At 36.9% G+C, this 21,226-nt stretch carries 18 protein-coding genes and 1 pseudogene; 10 read left to right on the top strand and 9 right to left on the bottom strand.

The features are described from left to right. The first annotated feature begins 152 nt into the window (after positions 1-152). The 5 genes from ACFXN8_RS11550 to ACFXN8_RS11530 all read left to right on the top strand — a co-directional run bounded on the left by ACFXN8_RS11550 (position 153) and on the right by ACFXN8_RS11530 (position 5,542). Positions 153-1,124 carry a DMT family transporter gene (locus ACFXN8_RS11550; protein ID WP_386845186.1) on the top strand — a complete coding sequence of 324 codons (972 nt, stop codon included), beginning with the start codon at positions 153-155 and terminating at the stop codon, positions 1,122-1,124. A gap of 304 nt (positions 1,125-1,428) precedes the next feature. Continuing rightward, complete coding sequence (locus ACFXN8_RS11545; RefSeq protein WP_386845184.1) at positions 1,429-2,520, top strand: sensor histidine kinase; 1,092 nt, start codon at positions 1,429-1,431, stop codon at positions 2,518-2,520. Positions 2,521-2,794: 274 nt separating this feature from the next. Next, complete coding sequence (locus tag ACFXN8_RS11540) at positions 2,795-4,156, top strand: ethanolamine ammonia-lyase subunit EutB (protein WP_386845254.1); 1,362 nt, start codon at positions 2,795-2,797, stop codon at positions 4,154-4,156. A 15-nt stretch (positions 4,157-4,171) separates the two neighbouring features. Then, the gene (eutC, locus tag ACFXN8_RS11535) at positions 4,172-5,029 is read left to right on the top strand and encodes an ethanolamine ammonia-lyase subunit EutC (RefSeq protein WP_386845182.1); all 858 of its coding nucleotides are present in this window, start codon (positions 4,172-4,174) and stop codon (positions 5,027-5,029) included. Between the two features lie 33 nt (positions 5,030-5,062). Beyond that, a complete protein-coding gene (locus ACFXN8_RS11530; RefSeq protein WP_376078056.1) occupies positions 5,063-5,542 on the top strand; it encodes an ANTAR domain-containing response regulator in 480 nt (159 codons plus the stop codon). A 331-nt stretch (positions 5,543-5,873) separates the two neighbouring features. Here ACFXN8_RS11530 and ACFXN8_RS11525 read toward each other — a convergent pair whose 3' ends face one another. Further along, positions 5,874-7,070: an AraC family transcriptional regulator gene (locus ACFXN8_RS11525; protein ID WP_386845180.1), complete on the bottom strand. Its 1,197-nt coding sequence runs from the start codon at positions 7,068-7,070 to the stop codon at positions 5,874-5,876. 163 nt (positions 7,071-7,233) lie between these two features. Between ACFXN8_RS11525 and ACFXN8_RS11520 the strand changes: the two genes are divergently transcribed. Beyond that, on the top strand, positions 7,234-7,992 hold the full coding sequence (locus ACFXN8_RS11520; RefSeq protein WP_386845178.1) for an SDR family NAD(P)-dependent oxidoreductase: 759 nt from the start codon (positions 7,234-7,236) through the stop codon (positions 7,990-7,992). A 166-nt stretch (positions 7,993-8,158) separates the two neighbouring features. On the opposite strand, the gene ACFXN8_RS11515 is transcribed toward ACFXN8_RS11520, so the two are convergent. The 5 genes from ACFXN8_RS11515 to ACFXN8_RS11495 all read right to left on the bottom strand — a co-directional run bounded on the left by ACFXN8_RS11515 (position 8,159) and on the right by ACFXN8_RS11495 (position 12,808). Continuing rightward, on the bottom strand, positions 8,159-8,674 hold the full coding sequence (locus tag ACFXN8_RS11515; protein WP_386845176.1) for a DUF6097 family protein: 516 nt from the start codon (positions 8,672-8,674) through the stop codon (positions 8,159-8,161). 118 nt (positions 8,675-8,792) lie between these two features. After that, a complete protein-coding gene (locus ACFXN8_RS11510; protein WP_386845174.1) occupies positions 8,793-9,587 on the bottom strand; it encodes a hypothetical protein in 795 nt (264 codons plus the stop codon). A gap of 21 nt (positions 9,588-9,608) precedes the next feature. Next, complete coding sequence (locus tag ACFXN8_RS11505) at positions 9,609-10,022, bottom strand: hypothetical protein (protein WP_376078062.1); 414 nt, start codon at positions 10,020-10,022, stop codon at positions 9,609-9,611. A gap of 255 nt (positions 10,023-10,277) precedes the next feature. Further along, positions 10,278-11,558, bottom strand: a complete 1,281-nt coding sequence (locus ACFXN8_RS11500) for an XRE family transcriptional regulator (RefSeq protein ID WP_386845172.1) — start codon at positions 11,556-11,558, stop codon at positions 10,278-10,280. A 284-nt stretch (positions 11,559-11,842) separates the two neighbouring features. Next, a complete protein-coding gene (locus tag ACFXN8_RS11495) occupies positions 11,843-12,808 on the bottom strand; it encodes a DMT family transporter (RefSeq protein WP_376078066.1) in 966 nt (321 codons plus the stop codon). A gap of 86 nt (positions 12,809-12,894) precedes the next feature. On the opposite strand from ACFXN8_RS11495, the gene ACFXN8_RS11490 reads away from it, so the two are divergent. From ACFXN8_RS11490 to menC, 3 genes and pseudogenes are all read left to right on the top strand, one after another. After that, the gene (locus ACFXN8_RS11490) at positions 12,895-13,467 is read left to right on the top strand and encodes a helix-turn-helix domain-containing protein (protein ID WP_376078068.1); all 573 of its coding nucleotides are present in this window, start codon (positions 12,895-12,897) and stop codon (positions 13,465-13,467) included. A gap of 5 nt (positions 13,468-13,472) precedes the next feature. Continuing rightward, a pseudogene (locus tag ACFXN8_RS11485) lies at positions 13,473-13,829 on the top strand (oligopeptide/dipeptide ABC transporter ATP-binding protein); the annotation flags it as partial. Between the two features lie 14 nt (positions 13,830-13,843). Then, positions 13,844-14,953 carry an o-succinylbenzoate synthase gene (gene menC, locus ACFXN8_RS11480; RefSeq protein WP_386845170.1) on the top strand — a complete coding sequence of 370 codons (1,110 nt, stop codon included), beginning with the start codon at positions 13,844-13,846 and terminating at the stop codon, positions 14,951-14,953. Between the two features lie 209 nt (positions 14,954-15,162). Here the strand turns inward: menC and ACFXN8_RS11475 are convergent, their stop codons facing one another. Both ACFXN8_RS11475 and ACFXN8_RS11470 read right to left on the bottom strand, forming a co-directional pair. Beyond that, positions 15,163-16,824 carry a methyl-accepting chemotaxis protein gene (locus ACFXN8_RS11475; RefSeq protein WP_386845168.1) on the bottom strand — a complete coding sequence of 554 codons (1,662 nt, stop codon included), beginning with the start codon at positions 16,822-16,824 and terminating at the stop codon, positions 15,163-15,165. Continuing rightward, entirely contained in the window at positions 16,821-17,807 is a 987-nt protein-coding gene (locus ACFXN8_RS11470) for a BMP family lipoprotein (protein WP_386845166.1), read from the bottom strand. The genes ACFXN8_RS11475 and ACFXN8_RS11470 overlap by 4 nt, the downstream gene beginning before the upstream one ends. A gap of 708 nt (positions 17,808-18,515) precedes the next feature. Between ACFXN8_RS11470 and ACFXN8_RS11465 the strand changes: the two genes are divergently transcribed. Then, complete coding sequence (locus tag ACFXN8_RS11465; protein WP_386845164.1) at positions 18,516-19,766, top strand: MFS transporter; 1,251 nt, start codon at positions 18,516-18,518, stop codon at positions 19,764-19,766. A gap of 162 nt (positions 19,767-19,928) precedes the next feature. Here the strand turns inward: ACFXN8_RS11465 and ACFXN8_RS11460 are convergent, their stop codons facing one another. Further along, on the bottom strand, positions 19,929-21,197 hold the full coding sequence (locus ACFXN8_RS11460; RefSeq protein ID WP_386845162.1) for a PTS ascorbate transporter subunit IIC: 1,269 nt from the start codon (positions 21,195-21,197) through the stop codon (positions 19,929-19,931). Between the last annotated feature and the right edge of the window lie 29 nt (positions 21,198-21,226).

Here is a 21,226-nt window from a genome sequence, read left to right as displayed (position 1 = left end):
TCTTTTTTATAATTTTCATTGTGAATTTAATTTCTTTCAGCAAATGTCTTTTGTACCGAAAGCGTAGCGACAGGTACAGGTGTCCAAACACCCGCTGAAAGAAGTTATGAAGAGGCATAATTGATAGGGTTATATAGAAACGAGGAAAAACAGTGAGAAAAAGTCAAATAATAGTAGGCATGCTGGCATGTTTAATTGCAAGTATGTCATGGGGAGCCATGTTTCCAGTTGCAGATCATGCACTTGAATATATAAATCCATTCTATTTTTCAATTATTCGATATGGGGCGGTATCGATTGTATTAGTTATTTTATTATGGATGAAAGAAGGGAAGAAAGCTTTTCGTTTAGAAGGGAAAGGTAAATTGCTAGTCTTTTTTGGGACCATGGCGTTTACAGTTTACAACGTGCTTGTTTTCTTAGGCCAAATGTTAATGGGGAAATCCGGTGTTATGGTAGCGTCGATTATGGAAGCACTCATGCCGATGATTTCGATTGCTATTCTTTGGGGGTATAAACATGTGAAACCGAAGAAGTATATGATTAGTAGCATGATCATTGCTTTTATTGGGGCTATTTTTGTTATTACAAAAGGCGATATGGGTTTCTTTCTTACACTGAAACATAATCTAGTTCCGCTAGCATTCATTTTAATTGGAGTTATAGGATGGGTCATTTATACAATGGGCGGTCAAACATTTAACGATTGGTCTACTCTGCGCTATTCAACATTAACATGTGTATTTGGCACAGCTGTTACAGGTATCATCACGATGATCATGACGATACAAGGGTATGTATCCGTTCCAAGTATGGAAACGATTTTTGCTATTAAATATGATTTATTGTTTATGATGACACTACCAGGCATTGTGGCATTGCTTAGTTGGAATTATGGTGTAAAAATCCTATCATCCATTAATGGAATTTTATTTATTAATTTTGTTCCAATTACTACATTGGTCATTATGATGGTACAAGGATATAAAATAACAATCTTTGATATAGCAGGGACCTTACTTGTTATTTCAGCTCTTATTTGGAATAATATATGTCAGCGTAGAGAAGAAAAAACGAATCTGCAGGTTTTACAAGAGGAAGAAGAATTACGGCAGGCTGTTTAATATTAGAAGAGTTATGATTTTCTGCTGGCGCAATTAACAACTAAGCATGTAGTAATTAATAGATTAAGCTTTTTTATAAAGAGCGTGTTTTAATCGGTTTTCGATTTAAAACACGCTCTTTATTTTGTTAGAGTATCAATTTGTTGTTATTCCGGACCATGAGAGAAAGGATTCTTTTTCATCCCATTGTGCCAATACTACCATCCCTCTAGGGTATCTTGAATTACTATTTTTATATCATATTGAACACACTTTTTATTTTTGCTATAGTGTTTGGAAAACTAGGGAGAGGGGAGCGCATATCATGATGGGAATTTTAGATTTAGAACTATTGACAAATTTATCAAATGAACAGTGTGAAATTATTTTAGGTATGGCCCAAAATCTACAAATAATAGCTGACCTTTCTCAAGCAGACATCTTTATTAATTGTCTTTTGGAAGAAGATAGCGCATCTTTCGTTGTAGCTGAAGCAAAGCCTACCACTATAGTATCTTTGTATAAAAATAGTATGTTAGGGCAAATCGCATATGAAGAAATGGAGCCGGGTGTTTTATTTAGTTTAAAAACCGGAAAACCACTTTTTGGATCGAGGGGCATTACGGAAGAGCGCGGAATCATGCAACAAGATATTGTTCCTATAAATGACCAGTTTGGAGATACTATTGCGGTATTAATTAAGGAAAGAGATATCTCACAGGTAGTACAGAACGAAAGAAATATAGAGCAGCTTATGAAAGCGACTAATAGTGAAGACAAGCAACGTGTATTTCAAGCTATTGTCGTTCAGGAAATTCATCATCGTGTTAAAAATAATTTACAGGTTATTTCAAGTTTGCTACGGTTACAAATGCAACGTACTCACTCGGAAGAAGTGGCTGAGGTATTTCATGACAGTATATCTCGTATATCTAGTATGGCTTTAGTGCATGATTATTTGGCTCAGCGTGGAATTGATGAAGCAGATATTAAACTTTTAATACAACAAATTTCTACTTTGTTAGTTTCCTCGTCCATTATTCCAGGTCAACATATTACTGTGTCTGTAGAAGGGGAATCTGTATGCTGTCCTTCAGATCAAGCAACAGCCATAGCACTGATTGTTAATGAGTTAGTTCAAAATAGCATTAAGCATGCCTTTCCTTCACGAAATTACGGGAAAATTGCTATAAATTTGAGGCAACGAAAGCAAATGGTTACGATTACAGTAACGGATGATGGATGTGGAATTGGCAATCCTTTTTCTATAGGCGGTCTGTCATCTTTAGGATTACAGCTTGTAGAAATGTTAGTTGAAGAGAAGCTACAAGGAGTTTTTTCATTCCCTATTTCTGAGGAAGGGACAAAAGTTTCAATAACCTTTCCGATAGTATCTACCGTAGTTAATACTAAATGACAATAGGTCTCCTAATTAAAGCTTTAGTTAAACAGTTACAAGTTTTTTAAATCTTGAGGAATTGTATATTTTAAAATAAATATCATTTTTAATAGATGTTGTTATTGTTTTCGAACTATTTACAAAATATTTGCTAGTAGTGTAGAATGAATTAAAATAATAACTGAGGCAAAGGCGCCTTTCACGCCCGAAGAAAATTTCTTCAGGGATAAGTGAAAGCGCTTTTTTTTTCGTTTGATTGCAATTTTTAGCATATAAAAAGGGGTGTTAAATGATGAAATTGTCTTGTGTAGTAAAAGGAACTCATTATACGTTTTCGTCGGTAAGGGAGGTACTTGCAAAAGCGAGTGAAGCGAAATCTGGGGATGTGATGGCGCGGGTAGCAGCGGAATCATCGCTTGAGCGCATGGCAGCAAAAGTAGTACTTAGCAAGATGCAGCTGAAAGAAATTTATGAGAATCCGGTTATTCCGTATGAGATCGATGAAGTAACACGCTTGATTTATGATGATATTAGCGACACGATTTACAAAGATATTCAAAGTTGGACTGTCGGTGAACTGAGAAATTATATTTTGTCATCAGATACAGGTAGAGATCAATTATTGAAACTTTCAAGGGGACTAACAAGTGAAATGATTTCAGCTGTTGCCAAGCTGATGTCAAGCATTGATCTTGTTCTTGCTTCACAGAAAATGAAATATCAAGCACATTGCAATACTACAATTGGAGAGCCCGGTCGCTTAGCATTTCGTTGTCAGCCCAACCATCCAAATGATGTTCCAGAAGGCATTTTGTATTCAATAAAGGAAGGGTTGTCCTACGGAGCGGGTGATGCGGTTATTGGTATCAATCCGAATGTGGATACGATTGAATCGGTCAAAAAACTTTTAACACTTTCTCATGAATTTATTGAGAAATGGCAAATTCCAACTCAAAATTGTGTTTTGGCCCATATAACAACACAAATGGAAGCTTTAAAGCAGGGGGCACCTATCGCTCTTATGTTTCAAAGTTTAGCTGGTACACAAAAAGGGAATGAAGCGTTCGGTATATCTAAAAAAATTCTTGATGAGGGCTATGAGATGATGGCTCGATATGGTACTTCTGCAGGTCCAAACTTTATGTATTTTGAAACAGGACAAGGTTCGGAGGTATCTTTAAATGCTGATTTTGGGATAGATATGCAAACCCTTGAATCAAGAAGCTACGGTTTTGCACGTCACTGGAAGCCTTTCATGGTGAATACCGTTTCTGGCTTTATTGGACCGGAGACACTTTATGATGGACGCCAATTAATTAGAGCGGATCTTGAAGATGGATTTATGGGGAAATTACATGGTTTACCAATGGGAATCGCTCCAACTTATACAAATCATATGGATGCCGATCAAAATGATCAGGAAGTTGCCGGTGTCATAACGGCAGTTGCCGGAGCGAATTTTTACATGGGGGTACCGGGTGGAGATGATGTCATGCTGAATTATCAAGATACAAGCTATCACGATGATGCTAGTTTGCGTGAGATTCTAGGCTTAAGACCACTTCGGGAATTTGAAAAATGGTTGGAGAATATGGGCCTAATGGAAAATGGAAAGTTGACGAAACGTGCAGGAGACTTATCAATTTTTGATTGAGGAGGGAGGAGCAAAATGGATATTCAGGAGATTGTTCAAAGAGTAGTAGAAGAAGTGAAGAAAAACATGGATTCACCAAAAAATGATACCGATCAAAATAAAGAAGAAATCATCTATTTTCCGGAAGAACGTATAAAAGGGGTAGACAAGCCGCATAATGTTGCATCTATAGAACGGGCACAAAGTATTACACCTGCCCGTATTGGTATTGGTCGAACTGGAACTCGTATGTTGACGACAAGCTATTTACAATTTTTAATTGATCATGCAGCTGCACAGGATGCTGTATTAAGAGATGTAAGTGATAATTTTCTTCAGAATATGGGGCTGCATAAGCTGGAGACGAAAGCTAGTGATATGAAAACTTACTTAATGGATTTAGATGCTGGTCGAAAGTTATCGGATGAATCTATTAAGTATCTTGAAAAGAACGGGGATAAGAGCAAAGATGTTCAAATTATTGTTTGTGATGGATTGAGCTCCTCTGCGGTAGAAGCAAATGTAGTTGATTTACTACCTGCTTTAATACAAGGGCTAAAATTAAAAAATATAAGTGTCGCAAAGCCGTTTTTTATTAAGCGAGGGCGTGTATGGGTGCAAGACGAAGTAGCTGCTATTGTTAATTGTGACCTTGTCATTTCATTGATTGGTGAAAGGCCAGGTCTAAATACAGATGAAAGCTTGAGCGCATACATGATTTATAGGCCTACTGAAAAAACAGTTGAAGCTGATCGGACGGTCATTTCAAATATCCATAAAGATGGATTGACTTCAGTTGAAGCTGGTGCCTATCTATCTGATTTAATCGAACAAATGCTTCATGCAAAGTGTTCAGGAGTGTCTTTTGCTCAACAAAGAAATTTAAAAATGTAGTATTCTCCCTGTCCAGAAAGGTTGTGATGTTTTATGAAAAAACGGATTCTGATTGCTGAAGATGAACCAATTATTAGACTGGACTTAAAAATGATGCTTCGGCATAACGGCTATGAGGTAATCGGGGAAGCAGGAGATGGGGATCGAGCGATTGAACTCGCTTTTAAGTTAAAACCGGATTTGGTGTTAATGGACATAGAAATGCCAAAACTAAATGGTTTAAAGGCAAGCGAGGTTATTGGTCGTCAGCTAGATATACCAGTATTGTTGATTACTGCATACAGTCAAAAAGAATTTATAGAAAAGTCTAGGCAAGATAATATAATGGGGTATCTAGTTAAACCCGTTTCTGAAGCTAGCTTAATTCCAACAATGATGATTGCACTTCAACAAGCTAAGAGGACACAAACATTAAAACAATCTTTACAATTAACGCATGAAAAAATTCAAAAGCGCAAGATGATTGAACGAGCGAAAGGGCAACTGGATGGGAAGAAATCATCTAGGCTGTAGGTATTTACATTAATCCAAAGTATTAAAGGATTTAAAGTTGTTTATCTCTATTATTGTTGATACGTCTATTAAGTTTGCGGAAAATTCTTAAATTTAAAAAGTAGAAGAGATGGGCAAATGATTAGATTACAGTGAAAACAGGAAAGAATCATTGTGCCGATATTAATACCACAAAAATAATTATAAGCAGATTTTAGCTAATAAATACCGTAAAAAGTTATATGACACCCATTTTAAAAGAAATTTTGTTATGTGTTGAAAAAGCTTAAAATAGAAGGTGAAATCGTAGGCTTGGCAATATTTTCACCTTCTATTTAATTTGACTCCAATATCATTTGTTAGAGTGCTCATTCCTGTACTGTTTTGGTGTGGTGCCAGTGAATTTTTTAAAGATTTTAATGAAATAGCTTTGATCTGTGAAATTTAGTAATGAACCAATATCTAAGATTGGATAATTTGTGAAAGTCAATAGCCTCTTTGCTTCATCAATACGTTGCTGTTGAATATATTCACTGATTGAAATGTCGACTTCCTTTTTAAATAAAGAGGATAGATAATTGGGACTTAAATGGCAAATGTCAGCAAGCTGATCCAATGTAACTTCACCATAAATGTGATTATCAATATAATGTTGACAAGTTTTGATTGTAGCAGAGTATTTATCTTTATTAGATTGAGACACGCGATTGGTAAAGTTGTAGATGGCTTCCTCCATTAGGGAAAGTATCGATAATAAGTTACCCTGCTCCTCAAGTTTTTGGATATAAAAATCACTTAACGTAAATGCGATTTCTTCATTTAAACCACCTTCAATGGCTGCACGACAAATAAGAGCAATTCCTGTTATCATCAGATTCTGTACACTTCTTAGTCTACTACGTTTAGACAGTACACCAAGCTCCGCTTCTCCGACTATAGAGTAGTTAGTCAGCTCATTTAATTTCTCCTTACGCCCATTTTTAACATAGTCTAACAATATTTTTTCATAGTAGAGATTTGTATGGACATTAAAATTTCTTCTTGCATTTGAAAGTTCCAGAATCGTATTTTCTTCTTGAGTAAAAATGGGTTTTAATGCTTGGTTGTTCTGGATAACCATCGTTTTGTTTAATTTTTGTCCATAAATAAGATAGTAAACGAATAAACTAATTGCTAAAAATTGTTGATAATGGAGAAAAGGAATGGGTTGATCGTCATCATAGAAATTTATTTTTTCATCAGATATTTCTGAGGAAAGGGTAGGTCCTACTATGATTGAACCTAAAAATTGCTGATCCATTTTCAAATTAATATAGAAAAAATTAAAATCAGCGTTAGCGAAAAAAATTGGGAAATCACTTGAAGTAGTATGATATGGATATGCTCGAATGAGATCTTTTAAGGGAGCATATTGCGAACTTTGCTGGAAACCTTTTGAAGTGTACTCAAAAACTATCTCTCCAAATTGATTGATATAAAAAACAGGAAGATGATGTGTTTCATATATTTGCTGACAGATATATTGAAGATCAATTGAGGAGATTTTCATCTTTATAACCCCATTTCTATTTTGGATAATCAACATGAAAATAGTAATATTTTTGGCTAAATACAATGAGAAAATACTATTTTGTGTAGAATAATACAATAAAAATAGTTAATTAGGCAATGAAATAGATTGTGAATTCAATATATCAAGGGGGAAATTAAGTATGGATCTTTTAAATAAAATTGCAGTTGTAACTGGAGCTGGAAGCGGTATTGGCAGAGCCAGTAGTATTAAATTTGCTAATAATGGAGCAAAAGTTGTAGTTGTCGATTTCAATAAGGAAACAGGTGAAGAAACTTTAAGCCTGATTAAGGAACAGGGTGGCGAAGGTATCTTCGTTCAAGCCGATGTTTCGAAAAGTGAAGATGTTCAGAAATATGTAAATGCTGCGCTTGAAACATACGGACGGATCGATGTATTTTTGAATAATGCTGGGATTATTCAAAAAATTTCACCACTTACAGAGATTGAAGATACTGAATATGATCGTATTATGTCCATCAATGTAAAAGGTGTATTTCTTGGCTTAAAACATGTTTTGAAAGTAATGGAAGGTCAAGGTAGTGGCTCAATCATTAATACAGCTTCAACGGCAGGTATCCGAAGCGAACACAGTATGGCTGCATATTCTGCAAGTAAACATGCTGTAGTTGGTTTGACTAAATCAGCTTCGTTAGAATACGTTAAAAAAGGCATTCGCATTAATGCTATTTGTCCAGGCGGTGTTCAAACAGCGTTAACAAATAGTGTTACAGAAATGTTTGAAACAACTGGCTATATTCCAGATGAACTTCCGAACATGCGAATGGGACGTTATGCAGCACCAGAAGAGTTAGCAGAAATGGTTGCTTTCTTAGCATCTGAACGCGCTAGTTATATGACAGGATCAATAGTTCTAGTTGATGGTGGCTTAACTTTATAATAAGGAAAATCCCGAATATTGAACGTTATTCGGGATTTTGTTTTTCTTATCTTGTGTTTTTAATTTATCCTAAAGCAGAAAGAGCGCTCACCCTTTCCTATCTCCTTAAAGGTATTTTTTTAATTGATTTGGAGAGAAAGTTAGTTAAAAACTGCTTTTCAATATTTTAGTTTAATTGGTCCAATAATTTAAACTTTAAATTAGGATATATTTTATAATACATTTTCTTTTCTATTAATTTATGTGCAATTACAATAGAAGCAAATACAAAAGCGTACAGAATAAACGCCCATGGATAAGCTAAAAACCAATCAAGTACATTTTTAAAGATATCCCCTCGATCTATTACTTTTAACTTTCCTAATATCATATAAACAATAAAGACAATGATTGGTAATGCAATAACACCCGAGATAATGTTTAAAGATCGTTTTTTATTCCGAGCTTCGATAAAAGTAGGTTCATTTAAATATTCACTAACCCCCACCACTTGTTTTTCAAAGGTATCTTCACTTTTAATAGGTAAGTTGTAATCATTAATTATTTTGTGAAGCTGTTTAAGTTCTTCCGCGCTAGAAAAAAATTCAACCATCGTTTTTCCGTAATTCAGTTTCCTCACTTCTTTCTCTTTTAAAATATTTTGTGTATAGTACCATAAATGAAAGGTTGTTTCTATTTGCATCGATTGGGTTTTACCGAATTTTATCATTATTGTTTTTGATTTGTGTTTCATTCAGCCATAAATAAAGTTAAAAATGAAGAGGTCCGGCTGCAACCCGGAGGCTAACGCTTTTCCATGTTTATGTACCGAATGTCTGCCGGATTTCCTGCTCCGTGACCGGCAGCACGATCGTCAGCTTCGCAGGGTCCTGCGGGGAATAGATGACATTGATGATTTGACCTTGCTGCACCCGGGCAAGATTCACGACAAGCAGATCTTTTTGTACCGTCACCTTGAATGTTTCCCCGTTTAGTTTGGTAACGGCGAGAGTAAGCTGCAGTTGAACTTTTCCGGATGCGGCCATACCCAGTGGTACCACATCCATTACTTTAGCTAGACCTTTCTCCCCGGTTTGCGCAATATCCGCTAGTTCCGGACTCAAACCTTGTTTAACAAGCTGTTCATTAAAAAGCGATTGAAGATCATTTTGATTCATATGACCTTTGGCATCAAAACTGATCTTGTAGGGATTTTTCTCTGAGACCAGTAAGGGAATAATGAATCCAGGCTGAAATTGTGGTAAATTCGCGACAGGAACAATCATCCGCAGCTTGGCCGGGTATTTGTCGTGGCCCTGTCTTGTTACCATCAGCTCCAGCTTGACTTCCGGTTTATTGTTAATCACCGTTCCGGTTTGCTGGATATTCGTGATTAGTCCCACTGCTGACTGCCCCTTCTTGACGGTACCGACACCAAAGACGTTACTCAATATGGGTGGAAGAATCAACAGGGCAATGCTGGAAAAGATGGCTGGCACAAACCAAGAAGAACCTATAATGATAAAGGGATCGTCCCATATCCAATTAGCCAGCAGCGGGGAAAAGCAAACGCCAAGCACGGTAATCATGCCAAGTGATGTTAAGATTTTTTGCATCATTATCCTCCTGGGTCAGATTCAAGTCATGGGGCCAACATAGATGAGTTCCGCCGGATTGGCCGGATGCTGTCCGAGTCCGATGTGGTCCCCGGCCCGTGGCACCTGTAATTTGGATACAAGCGTTTCGAGCGTTTTCGTATAACGGCTGCCACGGGTTTCCGTCACCTCCAGCTCCAAAATAACAACCGGTTCAAAATTAATCAGTTTTCCGGTATCGCGTACCGAAAGGACGATAGCGGTAGCGGTGATAGGAACGGAACCTCCCGTGGCCATCTGCGCTTGCCTAGTCTGCTCAATGCTTTGATTCATGGCTTCGCGATGCTGCTTGGGGATGAGTCCCTTCATCATCATGCCGCTTAAGCCTTTATTTAATACTTGATCCGCTTTTTCCAAATTGTCCTGTGCATGTTTCTTTTTACTGAACCAGCCCATATGTTAAGCACCTCGCTACAATCGTATTTTTGAGTTCATCGATGTCTCTATCACAATTGTAAACAGCGGATGGAAAGGCGACAATGGGTTTGAAGGGATACAATATGGTGGCGGTAATCAAAGGTTTTACTTCCAGTTTAAGGGGTGAATTTTGCGAAGATCCACCCTTTACTGCAATAAAAAGCGGAAAATCTGCCTTTTAACGTTTGGAACAGCCCATTCGTATTGCGGTTTTCCGACTGAAACTCCGGTTTATTATTTGCTCCGCAGAAGGTAAACTAGCTTCTTGTAATAGGCAGCTGATTCCTTGTATTTTCTGGCATCCTCAGAGACGACGGCAAGCGACTCATATAGAGTCTCCAAGCGGTTGGTTTGCTGAATGGACTCAAAATAAGGCAAACAGGCCATGGCATGCTCCATTGAACGTTCGAACTGCCCCTGCGCAAACAAGAGTTGGCTTTGGTAGAACTGCAGCGACATTTGTTGATCGGTTGTTTCGGCGCTGCTTTCAAGCGCCTTGATCATCTGCGGGAGCAATGCCCATTGCTTTTGTTTTAGTTCCAACTCGCAGCGGTAAATATCGAGCAGCGGTTGGAACTTCTGTCTAATTTCTTCTGGTTCGCGCCGAATCATTTCTTTAAAGCGGTCAATCTCCAATGCGGCTTTGTCATATTCGCCCAGCAGCGTTTGCATGATAATTCGGTTGTTCATTATGGATGTCATCATTTCGCCCTGACTGGAGGTGTAAACCAAATGTGCTTCCGCCATGGATAAGGCTAGCAGCGCTTCCTGAACAAGTCCGACCGTAAACTGATAACCGCTGTAGGTGAGATAGAACCCGCTCAAACGGTGAAAGAGCCTTTGTTCATAGACATGCTTCATCATTTGCTCAAACGTCTGTTTCGCCTGATCATACTGTTTCAAATAGATAAAGGCCTCAAGCATGAAATTATGCGCCGTCAGCCATGGCTCGCTGCCTGGAGCGAGCAGTTCCGCAAGTTTTCGTGCTTGAAGCAGTGCCTCGTGGTAATGGTGTTTGGATCTGAAAAGTTGGATTTTATAATAAAACATCGCTTTTTTGGCTGGCAGGGGCAGATCATTGTCGTCAGGACGACCGTATTTATCCAAGTAATAATTCAAATAGTTCCGGTGCAAATAATCATGAGCTGCCGCGTCATTAAGCTGCTGGTAATATACGGCTTTCATTAAGGCTGTGGTCAACTCAACGGTTAAAGCATCGTCGCGGTCCGGCAGATCGTTAACCTGCTGTTCATCGATGGATGCTGTGGATTGGGATAACATTTCGAAAATGCTCTCTGCCTTTGCCAATGTATCCGGCGATTGAGATGAAGCCTGCAGCAAATAAGCAGGAGAGACGCTGAGACGGGAGGCTATATGTTCAGCCAAATCAGCGGCAAGAGGGTAACGCTCTGCGAGGATATTGGCAAAATGGGTTTGCGTCACTAAACCTTCAACCAGCTCTTTGCGGGTGATGGTTTTCTTTTTGCACAAAAAATCGATTCGTTCTTTTAACATAGGGCGTGGAAATCTCCTTTCCGCTAAAGTTCCGTAAAAGTATACCATGAATATATAGAAAAAAAGGCTTAGAATAAGGATAAATGGGTGAAAATGCCCGCTATCGGACGCATCGATGGTCCCTACACTCGCTGAAAGAAGTTAAAGCCTCCCGACGCAATTATGTTATGCTGAGGCATAATTGAGACACTTTGAATGATCTTGAATTACAACTTAATTCTTTGGCAACATGAAAAATAAATAGCATTTTACACGATGTAAAATGCTACTTGAAGAAAGTAAAGCTATGCCTCTTTCTTTTGTCTGGATACAGGAACAGAACGATTTAAAATACTATTGGCTATCATTCCAATCATAATAATGATCATACCGATTAAAGATACTCCAACAGGCCAAGAACCATTTAAAAAAAGGATTTCACCAAGAACAGTAAAAATCATTGTTCCTGCTTGTGTTGCCTCCACTGCCCCTAACAAAGAAAGGTTATTTTTCGCTAAGTCAGTAGCGAAGAAAAATGTCATTGTGGCGATGACACCCGAACATAATGCTAATAAGAAACCTTGCATCATTTGCCCAGATGTTGGAATGCCAGTTGTAGTCCAACCATAAATCGCTAATATAATACTGACAGGAAGGCTACCAATTGCCATGCCTAATACGCGTTGAAATGTATCTAAGCGTCCATCAACGACTTCCATCATTTTTCTATTACCGAAAGGATATAAAAATGCAGCGATAACTACAGGGAGGAAGCCAGATAAAAATTGAGAAACAGTAATGTCCCCAGCTTCTGTTAATTGCATACAAATGACACCCGTTAAAATAAGTAAGGAAACGAGTAAGCTTCGCATTGGAATTTTACCGCGAACTCGTTTAACTCCTGACTTCGTCTCCAATGTAATAAAAAATAACGGAGATAATAACAAACCAGCTAAAATGGTTATTTGCCATGTACCTGCTACGAGCCATGCAGGACTAAATACAGCAGCATAGCTTAATAAGGAATAAAATCCAACCCCGGCTATTGTGCCATAACCAAGCCATGCCAAAGGATGTTTACGCATTTCTACCCATAGTGGACGAAGGTTTTTGCGAAATAGGACGATAAAGAATAAAATGGGTAAAGCGAATAAAAAACGGAAGGAAGCAGTCCAAGCCCAGCTTGTTCCTGATACGTTCATAACTCGATTTATAATAAATGTAGCTGAAAAAAACGCAGATGATAAAATACCTAATAAGATAGCACGCATTTCGTTCGCTCCTTTCTAAACATATATTATAATATAATTATTTGCGTAAAAAGTAAACTATAATATACCGAAAGCAGGAGATTCCTATGAAAGAACAAGAAGATATGCAAACAAAAGAAGTTATTTTGCAAGTTGGTCAACTGTTACGACAAATACGAAATGAACAGAAATTAAGTTTAGAAGAGTTAGCGAAAAAAACAGGTGTTAGTAAATTAACGTTAGGGAAAATAGAGAGAGGAGAAACGAATCCTACATTAGGTGTCATTTGGAAGATTACGAAAGGATTATCTATTCCGCTGTCACGGCTTATGGTTATAGAAGATATAGTAAATGTTGCACGCTGCGGAGAAGGATTTACTATAGAAGAAAATCACATGTGGCGGTTAGAGACTATATTTCGTTACAAAAAAGAAACAGGATTGGAAATGCATCGTGCTTGTTTGCAACCGAATAGCATATATGAAGCAGAACCTCATCATGAAGGAGCTATCGAATTTGTAACAGTAATGAAAGGGGAAATTTCGATTCAAGTTGGACAAGAAAAGTATGAATTAAACGAATTTGATTCGATTCAATTTGAAGCAAATCGAAAGCATAGCTATGAAAACACCGGAAATGAAGTCGCAGTTCTCCATTTAACAATGAAATATTTATCTTGAAATAAGGTATCACTCTAGTATTTTCATCTTTGGATTTAAGTGTTGTACGCCATATTTCCAATCGAATTGGCGTAATGTATTTAGGAAAGCTAGTAGAAGAAACGACGACAGATGAAATTTTTAGCAATCCGATGCATCCTTACACGAAAGCACTATTATCTGCAATTCCTGTGCCCAACCCACGAATTAAACGTGAAAAGATTAAGCTGCAAGGGGAAATCCCTTCTCCATTGAATCCACCGACAGGCTGTGTTTTCCAGACGAGATGCCCTTTTGCAATGGACAAATGCAGGACGGTGGAGCCAGAGTTGATCGAACATTCGCCTGACCATAAAACAGCCTGTCATTTATATTACAAATAGGGGAGTGTTGAGAAATGAAAATTGAAAAAGTAATAGTCCGTAAAATGAAAATGACTATGAAATCACCATTTGAAACAAGTTTTATGACGCAGCAAGAACGCATCTTCTTAATTATTGAAGCGTATGGTGAGAAGCATGTTGGTTATGGAGAATGTGTAGTTAGCGCTTATCCTTATTATGGAGAAGAAACAGCTTCGACGGCATTCTCTATTATTGATGAATTTTTAATACCACTTGTTATTGGTCAGGAATTTAATCACCCTGATGAGGTAAATAAGAAATTTGCTCGTGTGCGACGTAATAATATGGCAAAATCTGCTGTGGAAGCGGCTATTTGGGACTTATATGCAAAAGAGCAGGGTATACCTTTAGCGCAAGCACTTGGAGGAGAGAAAAAAGAAATTACAGTTGGCATTAGCCTAGGCATTGAAGATGATACGAATGTATTGCTAGAAAGCATTGAAGGTTATTTAAAACAAGGATTTAAAAAAATTAAGATTAAAATTAAGCCCGGAAAAGATATCGAAGTACTGCGTGTAATCCGTGAGCGCTTTGGTGATATTGCTTTAATGGCAGATGCCAATTCTGCCTACTCGTTAGAAGATTTACCATTATTTAAAGAGATGGATCAATTAAATTTATTGATGATTGAGCAACCACTTGAGCATGACGATATTGTCGATCATCGAAAATTACAAAGCGAACTCAATACACCGATTTGCTTAGATGAAAGTATTCATTCATACGATGATGCTAGACGTGCAATTGAACTTGGTAGCTGTAAAGTGATTAATATAAAGGTAGGGCGTGTTGGAGGCTTATCTGAGGCTAAAAAGATTCATGATTTATGTCAACAGCATCAGATCCCTGTATGGTGTGGGGGTATGCTAGAATCAGGGATTGGTCGTGCTCATAATATTGCAATTACAACACTGCCAAACTTTATAATACCTGGTGATACAGCACCGTCTGCTCGCTATTGGCATGAGGACATTATCGAGCCAGAAATTGTCATGGATGACCAAGGACATATCCAAGTTTCCGACCTACCTGGTATTGGGTATAATGTAGTACAAGATAAACTAGAAAAATACACACTAGAAAAATTTATTTACGAAGCATAATAAATGGGAGGCTTTAGTAGACCCAAAAATTGTGAAGGTTAAAATAAATTTTTATGGGCAAAAGTTCTAGCTATCACTTCATCCTAATAATCGACTCGACGCTCGTCAGAAGGAAAGCGAGTAGCCCGTATCGGAAGCCGATGTCTTGTAATTAATAAAAGTTGCTAATCAGCGCCCCTATTAGTCTGTAGTAATAGGGGCGCTGATTTTTATAATTTAAATTTTTTAAGTTCTACAGACAATGTATTTGTCATGTCTTGAAGTTCTGATACCTTTTCACTAATCTTCTGGAAGGATTGTAGCTGCTCTTGGGTAGAAGCGGAAATTTCTTCTGTTCCTGCTGCGGTTTCTTCCGTAATAGCTGAAATGTTTTCAATGGCACTGTTCATTTGCTGGCTCATTTCGCTTGTTTGCTCCATATCCTCGGTAAGGTGCTGTAACTGGTCATTAATGTCTAACACATGAGTAGCAATCGCCTCAAATGACTTCTCTGTATCGGTCATCGATTGTAATTGTTCTTTTGAAAGCTGATGTCCATGTTCTGCAGTAGAAAGAATGAGCGTAATGCCATCTTGTATATGTGTAACCATAGAAGAGATGAAAGCCGTTGCTTTTTCGGTTTCATGAGATAGTTTTTTGACTTCCTGTGCCACAATTGCAAATCCTTTTCCGGCTTCTCCTGCACGTGCCGCTTCGATGGCAGCATTTAATGCTAAGAGATTTGTTTGATCTGCTATAGCATGGACTGCATTAGCTGCACCTTCAATTTCTGTTGTGAATTGAGAGAATTGAGTAACAGCCTCTTTGATGTTAATCGAAGTGGATGATATATCCTTCGCGATAGAGGATTGCTTTTCTAGTGAACTACGACCATTTTGAACAGCAGTAAGTGCCTGGTTGCCGTTTATTGCTGATTGTTCACTTGTCTGCTGAACAGTAGTAAACTGATCTGCCATCGTATTCATAAGTACAGCCGTTGACTGGATATCTTCTGATATCGTTAGGCTTCCCTTTGCCAATTCGTCTGTTGATGTAGCAATTTGTTTATTGCCTTCGTTAACGGTTTCAATATAGCTTGTGACATCCTTTGTAAAGAGACCAACATTTTTTCCTACATGATCAATGGATTGTACGGTGCTTTTTAAGCTAACAATCATTTTGGAAAAGTTCTCAGTTAATTGATCAACTTCGTTTCGACTGCCTTTTTTAAAAGAGAGGGAAGAGGTGTCAATTGTCAAATTCCCTGCAGCCACCGCTTGTGCATAATCCACAATTCGGTTAATTGGATTTGTAATTCTTCTCGTTGCGAAATACGAAAAAATGATCGTAGCAATAATTAGAAGGATACTTCCAATTATTGTTGTTGTGGTAATGAAAGAAATTTTTTGCTTTGCCAAATCATTCATTTCTTTATACCATTCATTTGTTTCTTTTTTTAGTAGATACATATCATTCAAAATACCAGAAATTCTTATTGCTTGTTTTTTTATCTCAGGACGATTGTGAGCAAGGAACCCTGCTTCTGAAGCTTTTGCTAACTCGTCGTATTTATTCTCGATTTTTTTGATGATAGCCTTATGCTCAGCTACTTTTGAAATCGTTGAGAGTTTTTCTAAATTTACTTTCGTTTCTTTTAAAATGGAAAGAGCTTCATTTTTATTGGCCTCACTATCTAAATATGTGTAATTATTTAGTGATTGGCTCGCTACAACTAAACTTTGCTCAAGTTCTTTCACTGCCAGTAATAGTTCTGTATCATCTTCTGCAGTTGTTTGGATATCAAATGTTTGAACGATAATAAAGCCAATCATAACCATTGCGAGGACAATGGGTATCAGTATGTTCATAAATAACTTTTTTCGAAGTGTCACTGGCTGTTCTCCTTTTCTGCAGTAACTTTTATTTTACCTGAGACAATATCTTCTTTTGCTTTTTCAATAGCAGTCTGTTGCTCAGGTGTAAGTTTAATAACACGTATATCCGCTAGGCCCACTCCATTATCAGATAAACCGAATGAAAACGATTTTTCGGAAATTTTCCCGTCCTCATCTAGTGTTTTAGCCATTTTAAAAACAGCTTGGTCGACATTTTTTAACATCGATGTTACGACAGTTTTTTCTGCAATGTAAAATTGATCAATATCAACTCCGGCCGCATATATGCCCATTTCTTCTGCTTTCTTTATGGCACCAAAGCCTGTGAAGCCCGCTGCGTGATAAATAAAATCCACTTTGTTCTTTATGTAACGTTCTGCGATTGCGGCACCTACCTCAGTATCATCAAATGAGCCAGCATATTCACTAATAATTTCGATATTTGGATTATAATATTTAGCTCCCTCAATAAAGCCGTTCTCAAAATGATGGATAACCGGAACATTTGCGCCACCAATAAATCCTATTTTTCCAGTTTTACTCGTCATTGCTGCAACCATTCCAAGTAAAAAGCTACCTTCCTGCTCTTTAAAGGTGATGGAAGTGATATTTGCAACATCTGATTGCCCGTCAATAAGGACAAATTGTTGATCAGGATATTTCTTCGCAGTCTTTTCCAAAGCCTCCTGTACAGAGAAGCCAAGACCAATAATGATGTTATACTTTTCTGCGACAAGTGCCTCTAGCTTCTCTTCGTAATTGCCATCAGGCGCCTCTTTATAATCAAACAAAATACCTAACTCATCGCGTGCTTTCTCAAGCCCTTTAAAAGCCGAGTCATTAAACGATTCATCACCGAGCCCTGCATCTGAGAGTAAGATCCCAATTTTATAGTCATCCTGCGCTTTTTCCGGCGTAGAAACTGAACAGCCTGCTAATAACAAAGCTATTAAACAAAAGCCAATCATTAATTTTTTCAATATGAGTACCTCCAATTGTATGTATGATTTATATCGGCAAATAGTTATTCTAAGTCAGATGTCAGACGACAATTTTTATTTTACCATTAAATACTATCAGATTTTTTGTAATTTACTACAGGGAAATGGGTTTAAATCATTCTTGATATTTTCTAAGCAATGAGCATTTAGTTTGTTTTGTAATGAATTTTCTCTATATGTATAGTGAAAAAGGTAGGGGGATATTGTGAAATGTTGATATATTTTGCAAAATTAACCCTTTTCTTTGTCAATTAAAAGAGCCTTGCAAACATCCAAAGAGTTTGCGAGGCCCATCGTTCGATAGTAATGAATTAAACTGCACCAAATAATATTAATATAATTTCGATTTTATTATCTTTACATAGCGACTTTCAGCCAATGGATTTGCGGAATTATTGAAATTTACTGAAAAGATAGTGAATTTTGATTTTGATTGTTATGAAAGTTATTATAGAATGTTACTAACTGTTATAAATAAAAAAACTAGTACTTTTACTATCATTAAAGCGCTTGCTAGCAGTCTTGGAATCGAAAGGAAGCGAGATCAATTAGAGCGCCGAATAAAATTTTTGAGATGTAAAAATTATTTTGTTTAATTGAGCTTTTATTATATTGAATTAAACATCAACTTATATTAAAAGATAAGAAGTAAGTATTCATATGAAATATTTGAAAGGATGTTAGAGATTGAAAATCCTATATAAGGATATTTTAGATGAGAAAAATTTTACTTTTTTGTTGGTAGGAAGGCTTTTTAAAAGAAGTTCTTTAATATTATTTAGTATGGAGCTCATTTGGTTAACGATGGAATTGACAGATAGCTCACCACTCTATTTATCTTTAATGGTAATGGCTGAAACTTTGCCCTTTATATTTTTGGGGATTTATGGTGGAGTAAAAGCTGATAAATGGAATAAGAAGAAAACAATGGTCACTTGTGATTTTCTCATAGCAGTGTTAATTCTTAGTATTCCAATTGTGTTCTTTTTAGGTTTTCTAAATTATTTCATATTAATGTGTATTGCAGTGTTAATAAGTATTTTAAATTGTCTTTCAGAACCAAGTTTTCGAGCTCTGTTACCAGAATTAGTTACAAATAATAAATTACAAAGAAGTAATGCTCTCTTGGATTCAATTCAACGCGGTGCTAGTATTATTATTCCTACTTCAGTAGGAATAGTTGTTAAAGTTGCGGATCAAATTCATATTTTAACTCTCGCATTCATTTTAATTAGTATTTCTAGTGTATTTCATAGGCTAATTAAGTATAAAGTTACTCATTTGAATACTAATGATAGCGAACAAGGAACAATAGGCGAAATTAAATTGACTTTAGCTTATTTAAAATCACATAGAAATATTCTCTTTATTATGTTTGTCCAAAGTATAAGTATACTGATAAATACAGGATTGTGGCGTGTGGGATTACCTATTTATCTAGATACTAATTTAGGAAAAGATATTTCTACTTTTGGAATTATTACAGGCATACTTGGTGCTGCAGCTTTCTCTACTTCTATTATTCTTGGTGCACTGAAAAAACTTAATCCAATAGTAATTTTTAATATAGGAATTATCCTATGGGGGAGTGGTTTATTATTAATCGGTCTATCACCATCTATTTTTGTTATCTATATAGCAACAATTATTATTGGAATAGGTCAGGCAAGTGAAGGACTAGGAAGGATTGTAATACTCCAAGAGAAAGTTCCCAGCAATATGTTAGGTAAAGTGTTCAGTATATCATCATCTATTAATTATACAAGCGACACATTATCGTTAGGGGTTATTAGTAGTATTTTGGCTATTTTTTCTACATCCAGTGTCTTTTGGGGCGGAGGAGGAATTATTTTAATTATTGGTTTAATGGGATTTAGTTCTTTAATAAAAAGAAATGAATTAACAAAAAAAGAAAATTTGAGTGAAGAGATTGATTAGTTTGATAAGGCTTTCTGTTATTCTTTATACGTAAATGGGATAGATAATTTTACAAGTGAAATATCTATAAATTTTGCAAAATCAATCCTTTTCTTAGTCAACTTAAAATAGCCTCGCAAACATCCAAAGAGTTTGCGAGGCCCATCGTTCGATAGTAATGAATTAAACTGCACCAAATAATTTCAATATATTTATAATTATGATACCTACGATGCCGAAGTCTGAATCGCCAAATGTTGTTCCTTCGTAGCCGATATCACCCATAAAGATTAGTAGAATCGCTGGGATAAAGCTAATAATTAATCCGTTGGCAAATGATCCTACCATAGAACCGACTCTACCACCAGTTGCATTACCGAATACTCCTGCAGCTGCACCTGTGAAGAAATGCGGAACAAGACCAGGTACAATCACTTTAAGCCCTATGAGGGGAAGAATAAACATAGACACTAAGCCTGCTACAAAGCTAAACAGGAAGCCAATAATAACTGCATTCGGTGCGAACGGAAAAATTGTAGGGCAGTCTAATGCAGGCTTTGTGTTTGGCACAAGTTTATCTGCAATACCTTTAAAGGCAGGAATGATCTCGGCAATTAGCATTCGCACTCCAGCCAAAATGATATAGACACCAGCGGCAAAGGTAATAGCTTGAATAATGGCAAAGACGATAAAATTCGAACCGCCAGATAACTGTGACTCAATATAGGATTGGCCAGCGAATAGGGCAACGATAATAAAAAACAGACTCATAGTTAAGGATACAGCTACAGATGTATCCCGTAAAAAACCTAGAGATTTTGGAACTTTTATGTCTTCTGTTGATTTAGCTTTGTTTCCAAAGAGCTTCCCGATTTTAGCAGATACATAATAACCAACACTGCCAAAATGACCAACAGCAAAATCATCACTGCCAGTTATTTGACGAACAGTTGGTTGTAAAATGGCTGGGAATACGACCATACAAAGACCAAGTATAATAGAGCCAACGATGATAAGAGGTGTGCCACTCATACCGCCGACAGACAGTGATGCTGCGATTAAACACGCCATAAATAATGTATGATGACCAGTTAAAAATATATATTTTAAGGGCGTAAATCGCGCGAATAAAATGTTCATAATCATACCGAAAACCATAATCATGGCAGTAGCTGTTCCGAAACTAGTTTGAGCGGCTGCTACAATTGCTTCATTATTTGGGATAACTCCTTGGACATTAAAGGCATGATCAAACATTTTACTAAAGTGATTTAAAGAACCAATTAATACGCTTGCACCTGCGCCCAGTATTACAAAGCCCATAACCGTTTTTAACGTACCAGAAAGAACTGTTGAAGCTGACTTTTTTTGGATTAATATACCGACAAAAGCGAATAGGCCGACTAATATAGCAGGTGTTCCTAAAATGTCATTCATCATTACATCTAACATATTAACACCTCATCCTATCCAATTTTTAA

The organism is Lysinibacillus sp. NPDC059133, assembly GCF_042755925.1.
Taxonomy (GTDB): Bacteria; Bacillota; Bacilli; order Bacillales_A; family Planococcaceae; genus Lysinibacillus.
This window is presented reverse-complemented; position numbering and strand designations above follow the sequence as displayed.

Excerpts from the sequence above, each read along its gene's own strand:
- ACFXN8_RS11545 (WP_386845184.1), top strand. The coding sequence starts at position 1,429 with ATGATGGGAATTTTAGATTTAGAACTATTGACAAATTTATCAAATGAA.
- ACFXN8_RS11540 (WP_386845254.1), top strand. The coding sequence starts at position 2,795 with ATGAAATTGTCTTGTGTAGTAAAAGGAACTCATTATACGTTTTCGTCG.
- eutC (WP_386845182.1), top strand. The coding sequence starts at position 4,172 with ATGGATATTCAGGAGATTGTTCAAAGAGTAGTAGAAGAAGTGAAGAAA.
- ACFXN8_RS11530 (WP_376078056.1), top strand. The coding sequence starts at position 5,063 with ATGAAAAAACGGATTCTGATTGCTGAAGATGAACCAATTATTAGACTG.
- ACFXN8_RS11525 (WP_386845180.1), bottom strand. The coding sequence starts at position 7,070 with ATGAAAATCTCCTCAATTGATCTTCAATATATCTGTCAGCAAATATAT.
- ACFXN8_RS11520 (WP_386845178.1), top strand. The coding sequence starts at position 7,234 with ATGGATCTTTTAAATAAAATTGCAGTTGTAACTGGAGCTGGAAGCGGT.
- ACFXN8_RS11515 (WP_386845176.1), bottom strand. The coding sequence starts at position 8,674 with ATGCAAATAGAAACAACCTTTCATTTATGGTACTATACACAAAATATT.
- ACFXN8_RS11510 (WP_386845174.1), bottom strand. The coding sequence starts at position 9,587 with ATGCAAAAAATCTTAACATCACTTGGCATGATTACCGTGCTTGGCGTT.
- ACFXN8_RS11505 (WP_376078062.1), bottom strand. The coding sequence starts at position 10,022 with ATGGGCTGGTTCAGTAAAAAGAAACATGCACAGGACAATTTGGAAAAA.
- ACFXN8_RS11500 (WP_386845172.1), bottom strand. The coding sequence starts at position 11,558 with ATGTTAAAAGAACGAATCGATTTTTTGTGCAAAAAGAAAACCATCACC.
- ACFXN8_RS11495 (WP_376078066.1), bottom strand. The coding sequence starts at position 12,808 with ATGCGTGCTATCTTATTAGGTATTTTATCATCTGCGTTTTTTTCAGCT.
- ACFXN8_RS11490 (WP_376078068.1), top strand. The coding sequence starts at position 12,895 with ATGAAAGAACAAGAAGATATGCAAACAAAAGAAGTTATTTTGCAAGTT.
- menC (WP_386845170.1), top strand. The coding sequence starts at position 13,844 with ATGAAAATTGAAAAAGTAATAGTCCGTAAAATGAAAATGACTATGAAA.
- ACFXN8_RS11460 (WP_386845162.1), bottom strand. The coding sequence starts at position 21,197 with ATGTTAGATGTAATGATGAATGACATTTTAGGAACACCTGCTATATTA.